We start from the raw sequence: 10,721 nt of genomic DNA, 5'->3' as shown, positions 1-10,721 counted from the left end.
GTTGGTTAAGCATAAATATCTGCAAGATTTTGATATAAATATAACCAAAACCCGCAATTTATAATACTGAAATTTATCAACAAATTATTGATAATCAAATGTTTAAATTGTTATTAAGGGGCGACTAGCTATCGGATCAGGGTAAAAACCGTATTAAAAGAGATTGAGCAAAAAAATCAATCTTATAAATGTATCAATCATTTTTACAAAGTTGGTTCTTTATATCAAGCCTTATTTTTTACCCTTTTCAATACACTCCATTGCATTTGCTACATATACCAATGGGGCATTCCAGTTGATCGCAATTTCATTACTAGCGTAAGAGTTGGCATCATCCAGGTATGATAATTCCGGTTCGGGATCATATTTTAATCCATCCTGTTTTTCGCGGTTAGGTCCACCAACCAGCAAGCCCGGAACAGGTTCAACAATACCATCTGCAACTGACAGGCGATGATGCGGATGCATAGGCGATTTAAAACCTATCCCGGTTACAAAAGCATAACCGGTTGCATTTTTACCTAAAACGTAATCGAGGTTACTTACCGCGGCATTCAGATAAGCATTATTTTTAGTGAATAAATAAGCATTTATCAATAATATGCTTTGATTCATTGCCGAAGAGTTACTTCCCCACGCGAAATCATAAAGAGAAGCGCCGATTACCGTATGATAGGGACCTGTTGTAAATGCATCTACGTAACGGTCAGCAAGCTTCAGTATTTTCTTCTTTAAAATGCTGATGATGCTTTTAGAACTTTCGGGCAGCTGCCCCCCGCACCTGATTAATGTATAATAACCCAATATGCCTACATTGCTCCAACTTGGTAAACTTATGGGCGCATTTAAACGTGCAAAAAACGCGTCGTAAAAGGGCTGTTCTCCTGTTGAGGCCAACAGTTCTGCAGCAGCCCAAATCCACTCATCTTCGAAGTCCTTATCACCGTAGGCACCAGTAGTTACTTTAAGTTCGGACGTTTTGTTAAGCAAATCCTGATCGTAAACAACGTTAGGGTTATTTAACGACCAAAGCCAGGCATTTTTTGAAGCGGCCAGGCAACTATCTGCCAATCCGGGATATTGCTCAGGAAAACGTTTAAAAATGCGATAGGCCTGTGCGGCCACTGCGGCCAGATTAAGTGTTGCGGCGGTACCTTTTGCCACCACATAACGTTTTGCCAGGGCCTGGTCTGGCATCACCATTCCATCGAAATCCAGGTTGGTACATTTATGATACACGCCACCGTCGCCGGGATCCTGCATTTTTAGCATCCAGCGTAAATTGTAAACTGCCTCTGTTAAAACATCCGGAACTTTGTTTTTAGCATGCGGAATATGCTCCTCCTGGCCCATAAAATAGTCAGGAAAATCTTCATAGGCAGAAAGTAAGGTCGACGTAGAAATCCCACTGTTCACTACATATTTATTATAATCTCCCGCATCATACCATCCTCCAGAAACGTTGATTTTACTATCAACCTTACGATTTTTAGAAACAGCCGATGGATGGATATAAACTGAAGTGTCGGGGTGTCCCGCAGCACGGTACCATTTTCCTGCGTAGTTTACATCTAACGCAGATGAGGCCCGCTGATAGTAAAATGCTTTTAAAGCAGTCGCTGCCAAATCGTGGTACACACCGTTGGCAATCTTAAAAACAGGAGATTCTGGAACGCCATCAACGTGGAGGATATACTGGCCAGGTTGATCGAAAGCACTAAAATCGGCTATTCTTGTTGTAATTTTTGAATAGCCGGTAATTTTTGGATCAGATAATACACCTGAATACACCGCTTTTCGGCTTGGCATGGATAGCAACTCAAACCTGCTTTCAGAAACGGGATTAATTATAAGCGCACTTTTTACAAGACTCGGATAATAACCCGATTGGTTCAGCACAATTTTAGGAGTTGCCATTTGCTGCGCATTAAGGGTACTTGCCGCCAGTGCGAACCCTATTAATAACAGCCTATATAACCTGCCATTCACCATACTATAAATATTTTTCAAACTCAGATTGCGTAATCACTTTCAAATTTACCTCATCTACGAACATCGTACCTGTAACATAGCCCAGGGCAAACAACAGTTTTATTTTTGTAATGCCTGGTGGAATAATATATGCTTTTTCATATACCTTCCAATTCTCATCACCCTTAACTGTAGCAATGTTGATTCCCTCGCCTATTTTATTTTCCTGTTTATTAAGCGCCTCGAAAAGAAATAAAGCACCATTCCAGGCATCTTTACCAGTACTTACCCCATCTGCTTTTATCTTCGCGCTCATGAGGATGTACTGTGTATTTTTAGGCAAAGTAACAATCTGGTGCATTCCGGTCCACTTAGCAGGATCGGAAGAAAATAAAGCAGCGCTCATTTTCCCTGCGCTATACACATAAGGGGTTACTTTTGCCGAGTAATCTACCCAGTTCTCTAATTCATTTTCGAAACCGCCATTAAGCACCAGGTTTTTTTGTGCAAAAACAGCATGGCTGGCTATTAGCATGATGCCGGCCAGCATATATTGTATTATTTTCATTGATTAATTATTTAAGATTATAAATTTTGGAAGGTTGAAACATAGTCACGACATAGATTTGCTTGATAAAATCGTCATTGCGAGAAGGCTTTTTCAGCCGACAAAGCCTGCCGGCAACAGGCTGACAATCTTTATGGCAACGGTTTGCTAGCATGAAAGATTGCTTCGTCGTTCCTCCTCGCAATGACGATAACTTGATGGAGCTATTTCATCAAATTAAAATACCCCTTCAATTAATACACCCCAATATCATCCAGGTAAATGGTTTCCGGTGCATTGCCACTTAATTCCTGAAAACCGATCCAGTTTAAACTGGTAGGTTTACCCGGCTGACTGGCACTCTGGAAACGATCTATCGGAACCACATAGTTTGTCCACTTGCCGGCATGCAGTACCACACTTACATTACGGTTATCAAAATCGCCTAATGCAACTTTTACCACTTTACCTTCGGTACCTGTGGTACCATAGATTGAGAACTTGACATAGGTTTTATCAGTTAAATCAACAGGCGTGTTACTACCTACGGCATATCCTGCATAACTTCCGGTATAGGTAAGTTTGATCGAATGAGTACCTCGTTTCACCATCTCTGTATTATTTACATCTGCATTTGCACCTCCAAAATTGAAATCGTACCCGGCTGTGATCTGATCATCATAAAACAAATGGGTAAATCCAAACGGCAATAATATCGGCACTACAACGCCATCGTAAGATACATAAGGGCCGGTACCGGTACCTCCGGGAGTGGTAACACTTACTGCTCCGAGTGCACCTGCCGGAATAGTAACTTTCAGCTCGGTACTGTTTGAAGAAACAACTTTGGCTTCTGTGGTACCGAACTTAACGCTCGATACCTGATCAAAACGCAGGCCGGTAATGGTAATGACATCACCCGGATTACCAGCAAACTGACTCAGATCACTAATTACCGGAGCCGGCTGCTTAATGCTAAAGTTAAAGGAAGTGCTGCCGTATGCATTGGTGAGTGTTAATTTACCTGTTTGATTAATCCATGTAGCAGTTGTCGGGATCATCACAATAATACGGTTATCACTAAAAAGTGCCGTATTCAGGTAAGCCGAAGCTCCATTGAATTCTACTTTGTTGGTCGACTTTAAATTAACTCCTTCTATCACATAGGTCACACCAACATCGCCCGAAGTAACTGTCGAATCCAGGGGCGTAACTTTAGTATCACCAGGCCTAACTAAGGTTCGTACCCGGGTAATAGTCGGCACGCCCTGTCCTTCTTTTTCCTTTTTGCAGGAGGTCGCCAAAATCAGCATACAAAAGATGCCAATGAGATAAAGGGCTATAGTATTTTTATATAACGTTTTCATATCAGCTTATTTAAAATTGTAAGGCACCGGAGCCAATAGTAATTTTGGATTAAGAATGGTTTCAGTAGTAGGATAAGGCAAACGGAAATTGGCATCAGTTGGCGTATACTTTTGTCCCCAAATAACAACAGGTGTGGTATTGCTGTAAATTCCTCTTTCCTGATTGGAAATAATGGCAATTGCTTTAGGGTGTGAGGTTACATTAAAACCGTCCAACCTGCCCAGGTCAAACCAGTAATCAGCCTCAAAAACGAATTCCATACGGCGTTCCTGATAAATATCCTGGAGCGTGATCGAAGTTTTAGGAATAAGGCCAGCCCTTCTCCTGATTTTATTAAAAGGTATCAGTGCCGCATCATCAGATGTACGGTCAGCCCCGGCCAGCACTGCTTCAGCTTCAATTAACAATACATCGGCATAACGCATCAAATAAGTGTTATTACCGGTAGAAAATGCGGCGCCTTTACCACCATTATCTGCAGGTGTGCCCACTACATATTTTTTAATAAATGCCGGCATGCCCTGGGCAACCGCTCCGGCAGGTAAAGTGTAACCACCTTTGGCCTGGTTAATTTCAGGGTAAACATCGCCCTGCATCATCACGGTTGGCTTTCTTCTTAAATCGCCGGGCTCAAAAGCGGTAAGCAGATCGATAGAAGGGGTAACGCTTCCGTAACCATCTCCTGTACCCGTAATTTCTGAGTTGAAAGCAAGGAAAGATTGTAAGGCATTACCATGACCATAGGAAGATCCGCCCAACCATTGAATGGCGGCGATACTCTCTTCATTGTTATTATTGGCCGTTTTAAATAAGTCAGCATAAGTTTTGCCCGTAATATCTATTCCATATAATTTAAATTCGCCACTGTTGATTACCTGTTCTGCTTTTAAACGGGCGTTCGAATAGTCGCGCATGTATAAATAAACTTTAGCCAATAGTGCAGATGCTGATCCACTGGACACTTTACCCTGGGAAACTGACCCCGTTCTGATCATTTTATCGCAATTATCTTCCGCAAATTTGAGGTCGTTGATGATGAACTTATAAACATCAGTTACCGGATTGGTATTGATCTGATAATTGTTTACATAATCCAGACTGTTTTCGATGATGGGCACATTTCCCCAAGTTCTTACCAGATAAAAATAAGCCATAGCCCGCATAAATCTCGCTTCGCCAATAGCATTATTGACCACTGATGCCGGTACACTGGCTGGTACTTTAGCCTTCAGGTTATTGATCAAAGCATTCGATTGGGCAACCACGCTATAGAGCGAATTCCAGGCAGACGCCAATTGGGTGTTATCGCCTGTTACCGAAAAATTACCGAAGTTGATTACATCCGGCGAATAGGTGTGTGCATTACCGCTCAGTAATTCTGAAATACACCATGAAGCTTTGGCATTCCAATCGAACCATGGCGAGTTGTACAGCGCAATGGTACTGGCCTGAACCTGTTCAGTGTTTTGGTAAAAATTATCCGCACTAAGTGCATCCTGCGGCGGAATATTGAAAAATTCTTTTTTACAGCCCGCGCTAATAATGGCGATAAAAATAAAGCTATATATTAAATATGATTTCATTTTGTTCAATAATTGTAGGTCACTAAAATTGTGCGTTTATCCCAAAAGTGATGGTCCTGGCAATTGGGTATCTTCCCAGGTCAATATTATTTAAAATGGCACTCTGGTTCATCGCCCCGATTTCCGGATCGTACCCCTTATATTTCGTAAAGGTGTAAAGGTTTTGCACGCTCGAGTACACTTTTAAATTTGAGAACTTAAATTTCCTGATCCATGAGGCCGGTACCCTGTATCCTAAACTCACATTCTGTACGCGTAAGAAAGATCCGCTTTCTACATAACGGTCAGATACAAACAGATTGGGATTATCAATACCGATTTTAGGTGCAGGAATATCGGAGTTAGGATTTTGTGGCGACCAGAAATTACTATATGCCGCATATTGGTTCTGATATACAGCTGCCAGGTTACCCATGGTGTTGTTTAGCAGGTTCATGATTTTGGAGCCATAAGATCCGTTCAGGAACAGGGTAAAATCAAAAGCTTTGTAACTAAAGGTGTTGGTTATGCCATAGGTAAATTTAGGATTTGGATTTCCGATCGCTGTACGGTCTTTTTCATTGATTACACCATCGCCATTTACATCTTCGTATTGTACATCGCCCAACCAGGTGCTGTTGCTGTTATTGGCAATGCCACGCCCAAACTGAACCGGAGCGGATTGAAGTTGCTCCTGCGTTTTAAATATTCCCTTTACTTTATAACCATAAAATTCGCCTACCGAACGGCCTACCACGGTACGGGTAACCGGCGTTTGCAGATAAGCATTGGTTACTGTTCCAAAAAGTTCGGTAAGGCCATTACCAAGCTCTTTAACTTCATTGTTATAATGTGACAACACTACACTGGTATTCCATTTGAAATCGCCTTTTTCAAAATTGCGCGAGTTGATGTTCAAATCAAAACCTACGTTATCAATTTTTCCAAGATTTACATACGGAGGGTTAATACCACCCAAATAATCAGGACCTCCAACTAAATAGGCTGGAAGCGTAAGCTGGAACAAAAAGTCTTTCGAAGTTTTTTTGTAAACATCTATACTCATGCTAATCCTGCCGTTTAAAAAACTCATATCCACACCACCATTGTACTGGATAGAGGTTTGCCACTTTAATGATTTGTTATCTATCCTACCGGCAAGAAAACCAGTACCCAATCCTGTTTGCGAAGATCTCAACAAAGAGCTGTACAGGTAATTGGGAACATCCTGGTTACCTACCTCTCCGTAACCCAGGCGAAGTTTAAGCCCGCTTACCACTTTATTGATGCCTTTCATAAATGGTTCGTCAGACAATTTCCAGGATGCCGCAAATGACGGGAAATAACCTGATTGTGAGCCTTCTGCAAACTTAGACGTCTTATCTCTTCTGATGGTAGAGGTAAGGCTATATTTAGAATTATAGGTATAAATGGCACGCGCATAGATTGATTCCTGGCGCTGTGTACCAATATATTCATCATTGGTAGCCGTTATGGCCTGTCCTAAATTGAGTGACTGCACATCGTTGCTATAAAACCCCTGACGTGTGCCCTCAATTCCTCTCCAGCTTGACTGCTGAACTTCGTAACCCAAAATGGCACTTAGGTTATGTTTTCCACCAAAAGTCTGGTTATAATTAAGGTATTCTTTCCAGATCAGAAATGTACTTTGCTGGAATCTTTCCTTTAATGATGCGGTAGGATTGGTAAAACGACCCCACGAATAACTCGGCGTAAATACGTTGTTATCCGAGAAATTGAAATCACCACCAAGTTCTGATCTCAGCGATAATGGTTTAAGAAACTTAATCTCGTTATAAATATTGGTGTTAATATTCGTCCTGTTTAACTTATTTTTGATTTGCTGCGCCTGGGCTACCGGATTTAATGCCGCTGCGGCAGCCAGTGGATCAGAAACAGGGGGACCGGTATACGAACCATCGAGGTTGGTTACGGCTAAATCAGGTGCCTGCAATAAAGCGTTGTAAATAATCCCGTTATTATCACTGGTTACCACGTTTTCTGCAGATCGGCTTCCGGTTAAGGTGATGCCGAGCTTAAACCACTCTTTTACCTGCGCATCGGCATTTACCCGAAGGCTATAACGGCGAAAATCAGAACCGATAACCGTACCGTCCTGCCCAAGATATCCACCCGAAATATAGTAGGTTAATCCCTCTTTACCTCCTGAAACAGCTACCTGATGACTTTCCTGTGGTGCTGTTCTAAATATTTCCTTTTGCCAGTTGGTACCTTCGCCCAATATTGAAGGATCTGCAAATTCGACCCTCCTACCAGTACCATAAATATCACCCAGCGAGTTCTGGAGTGTTGCATACTGACGAAGATTCATCACATCCATGTATTTTGCCACACGCTGAAAACCATAATAACCATCATAATTGATAGCAGAATTACCGCTTCTGCCTCTTTTTGTGGTGATAATAATCACACCATTTGAAGCGCGGTTACCGTATATGGCAGTTGCGGATGCATCTTTAAGCACATCAATTGATTCAATATCATTTGGATTGATCAAAGATAAAGGGCTCACGGTAGTCTGCGAATTGGCATTGGAAGACGAAGCCTGCAGAGGAGATCTTCCGCTGGTACTCTGATTGCCTGCATCGCCCGAAATGGGCACACCATCGATTACATACAAAGGCTCGTTGCTCCCGCTTAAAGAAGTTACGCCACGTACCCGTACAGAGGTATTGCTACCGGGTGCGCCGGAGTTCTGCGAAATCGTTAGTCCCGAAGCCCTGCCCTGCAGCATCTGATCGATACTGGTTTGAGGCACATTGGCAATATCGGCCGCCTTTACCGATGAAATAGATCCATTAAGATCGGTACGTTTTTGCGTACCATAACCAATTACCACTACATCAGAAAGTGCGGTGGTTTGTGCCTTGAGTACCACATTGAGGGTGCTTTTGTTGCCAGGATTAATTTCCTGTGGCTCCATCCCCACAAAAGTAAATACAAGGGTGGTTGATCCCGAGGGCAGCGAAATCTTAAACTTACCATTGATATCGGTTACGGTTGATTGTTTGGTGCCCTTTACATTCACCACCACTCCGGGTAGTGTTACTCCTTTTTCATCGCTCACCGTACCGGAAATTTCCAGATCCCGAACCGAAATATTTGCAAAAGGCAAATAGTCGTTCTTTTTAAGAACAATGGTTTTTTTAATAATTTTAAAATCAAGGTTGGTATTTTTCAAAACAACACCCATTACCTGCTCAATGGGCATGTTGGTTACATTAAGGTTTACTTTATACTGATCATTTATATCGGCACGCCTGAATAGCAAGTGGTAACCACTTTGTTTTTCGATTTGCTTTAAGATGGAAATGATGTCAGAATTATTCTCTTTAAGCGTTAGATTCTGACTGAAGCTGCTAGCGCTAACCTGCATCAGGGTAAGCGTAAAAAAAAGCACTACGAGTCTCATTGTTAATAAGATTTGGTAAGAATCATGGCGCAATACCTGCCTGATCCTAAAAAATAAATTCATATCTTTATGGAGTTTTGGTTAAATTATAATGTTGTCTAAATCGGGATTGTAAGTAACCTTTACAGTAACCGGATGTGCTGCGAACACGATCCGGTTTTTTCTTAAAAAGCATGGTTACTCCTTACATTATGCAGTGTTGTAGTAGTTTCTCATGTTTAAATCATTTATTTGGTTAAAATTTATTTTAATCGATCACTTCCGGCTAATTGATTATAGTAAGCTGGTGTCCATTCAATTCATATTTCAATCCGGTGAACTGAAGCATGTTTAATAACTCTGAAAGTTCAACATCTTTGGATATCGTTCCGGTGTAGGATATTTTTGAAGGTGTCTCTTTAAATACGATCTGAATGTCGTACCACCGGGCTAACTGCCTGGCAATTTCCCTGATTTCCATATCCTTGAAGATAAAAAGATCATTTCTCCAGGCCATTACTGCTTCCAGATCACAATGGTTATCCACTTTTATACCAGAGGGGTTGATCAGGGCTTGCTGCCCTGGCTTTAATAATTGTGAAAATTTACCGGATGACAAGTGGATACTACCCTCAATTAAGGTGGTTTTTTGCCCGGCCTCATCGCCATAAGCCATTACATTAAAATGTGTACCCAGTACTTTAATTTCAGTTTCGCCAGATTGTACCTTAAAGGGTTGATCAGGATTTTTAGCCACTTCGAAATATACTTCACCAGTCATCTGCACCACTCTTTCGGCACCCGTAAAGGCAGTTGGAAACCGCAAGCTCGACTTTGCATTTAGCCAGGCCTTAGTCCCATCAGGCAAAACCACGCTATATTTACCTCCTAATGGTGTACTGATTTTGTTATAGCTAACTTTAGCAGATGCAGCTCCGGAATGTATTTTATAGCTAAGTTTGCCTTCAGCTGTTTTTACTACACTCACATTTTGCTGGTTAGCCAGTGTACCTATTTTGGCATCAGTTAATACTACCGATGATCCGTCGTCCAATGTTAAAACTGCACTATTGCCACCGGGTTTTATAGGAATCGATCGATGTAAGTTTACCGTTTGATTTTGCTTGTATAGCTGTGTTCTCCAGATCAAAACCACACCCAGAACTAAAATAAGCGACGCTGCTGCCCATAATATGGTCCTGATATGTATTGAACTTATAGGAATTGATCTGATCTTTTGTTGTTCTTTAATTTCGATGTTGAGCAGAATACGCTCAAAAATTTTATCTCCAACGAGCTTGCGCTGTTCGTCAGACAGACCCACAAGATCTTCAGGTACAGCGTCCATACGGTCAAACCACTGGTTTACTTCTTTTACTTCAGCAGCCGTACAATCACCAGAAAGATATTTTTTAAGTAAGGAAACGGCTATTGACCTGCTCATGTTGGTATGTAGTTATATTTGGTTTGTTAATAGTATAGTCGGGGAACCCGGGCTTTGCCCCCAAAAAAAAAATAAAAAAAACTTAAAACAGGTCTGTGACAAGTATAATTGAGAATTCAAAATTTCAGCAAAGTTAAATATGTTGAGTAAATCTCTTCAGAATATCGTCATCCTGATCCGATAGCTATCGGATTTATTTCAGAGTCTTTCATATAGAAAAGATCTCTCCATTGCACTGCATCCAGAATTACAAAAGTATTTCTCCTCTCTGTCATCCTGAGGAATAATTTATGGTATAAAAATCAATATAAATGACGTAACTGATTTCTTATGCCATACAGCACAGTCTTGCCTCGGCTCACCGCCGCCGAAGGGCTCTTACTTTTTGGCATCAAA

The 10,721-nt window shown here is 41.4% G+C and carries 6 protein-coding genes; all 6 read right to left on the bottom strand.

Annotated elements, in window-relative coordinates; all coding sequences use genetic code 11:
• Window positions 1-231: 231 nt before the first annotated feature.
• Window positions 232-1,917 (bottom strand): glycoside hydrolase family 9 protein, encoded by a 1,686-nt coding sequence (locus tag QZ738_RS12190; RefSeq protein WP_293787896.1) that lies wholly within the window; start codon window positions 1,915-1,917, stop codon window positions 232-234.
• 76 nt (window positions 1,918-1,993) lie between these two features.
• Complete coding sequence (locus QZ738_RS12185; RefSeq protein WP_293787894.1) at window positions 1,994-2,539, bottom strand: carbohydrate binding domain-containing protein; 546 nt, start codon at window positions 2,537-2,539, stop codon at window positions 1,994-1,996.
• 233 nt (window positions 2,540-2,772) lie between these two features.
• Entirely contained in the window at window positions 2,773-3,885 is a 1,113-nt protein-coding gene (locus tag QZ738_RS12180) for an IPT/TIG domain-containing protein (protein WP_293787892.1), read from the bottom strand.
• 6 nt (window positions 3,886-3,891) lie between these two features.
• Complete coding sequence (locus tag QZ738_RS12175; protein WP_293787890.1) at window positions 3,892-5,469, bottom strand: RagB/SusD family nutrient uptake outer membrane protein; 1,578 nt, start codon at window positions 5,467-5,469, stop codon at window positions 3,892-3,894.
• A gap of 22 nt (window positions 5,470-5,491) precedes the next feature.
• Window positions 5,492-8,965 carry a TonB-dependent receptor gene (locus QZ738_RS12170; protein WP_293787888.1) on the bottom strand — a complete coding sequence of 1,158 codons (3,474 nt, stop codon included), beginning with the start codon at window positions 8,963-8,965 and terminating at the stop codon, window positions 5,492-5,494.
• Between the two features lie 202 nt (window positions 8,966-9,167).
• A complete protein-coding gene (locus QZ738_RS12165) occupies window positions 9,168-10,325 on the bottom strand; it encodes a FecR family protein (RefSeq protein WP_293787886.1) in 1,158 nt (385 codons plus the stop codon).
• Window positions 10,326-10,721 lie beyond the last annotated feature (396 nt).

Origin of the sequence: uncultured Pedobacter sp. (assembly GCF_913776295.1) — a bacterium.
Classification (GTDB): Bacteria; Bacteroidota; Bacteroidia; order Sphingobacteriales; family Sphingobacteriaceae; genus Pedobacter.
The sequence above is the reverse complement of the archived record's forward strand: the minus strand, read 5'-3'. Positions and strand labels throughout refer to the sequence as shown.

Excerpts from the sequence above, each read along its gene's own strand:
- QZ738_RS12190 (WP_293787896.1), bottom strand. The coding sequence starts at position 1,917 with ATGGCAACTCCTAAAATTGTGCTGAACCAATCGGGTTATTATCCGAGT.
- QZ738_RS12185 (WP_293787894.1), bottom strand. The coding sequence starts at position 2,539 with ATGAAAATAATACAATATATGCTGGCCGGCATCATGCTAATAGCCAGC.
- QZ738_RS12180 (WP_293787892.1), bottom strand. The coding sequence starts at position 3,885 with ATGAAAACGTTATATAAAAATACTATAGCCCTTTATCTCATTGGCATC.
- QZ738_RS12175 (WP_293787890.1), bottom strand. The coding sequence starts at position 5,469 with ATGAAATCATATTTAATATATAGCTTTATTTTTATCGCCATTATTAGC.
- QZ738_RS12170 (WP_293787888.1), bottom strand. The coding sequence starts at position 8,965 with ATGAATTTATTTTTTAGGATCAGGCAGGTATTGCGCCATGATTCTTAC.
- QZ738_RS12165 (WP_293787886.1), bottom strand. The coding sequence starts at position 10,325 with ATGAGCAGGTCAATAGCCGTTTCCTTACTTAAAAAATATCTTTCTGGT.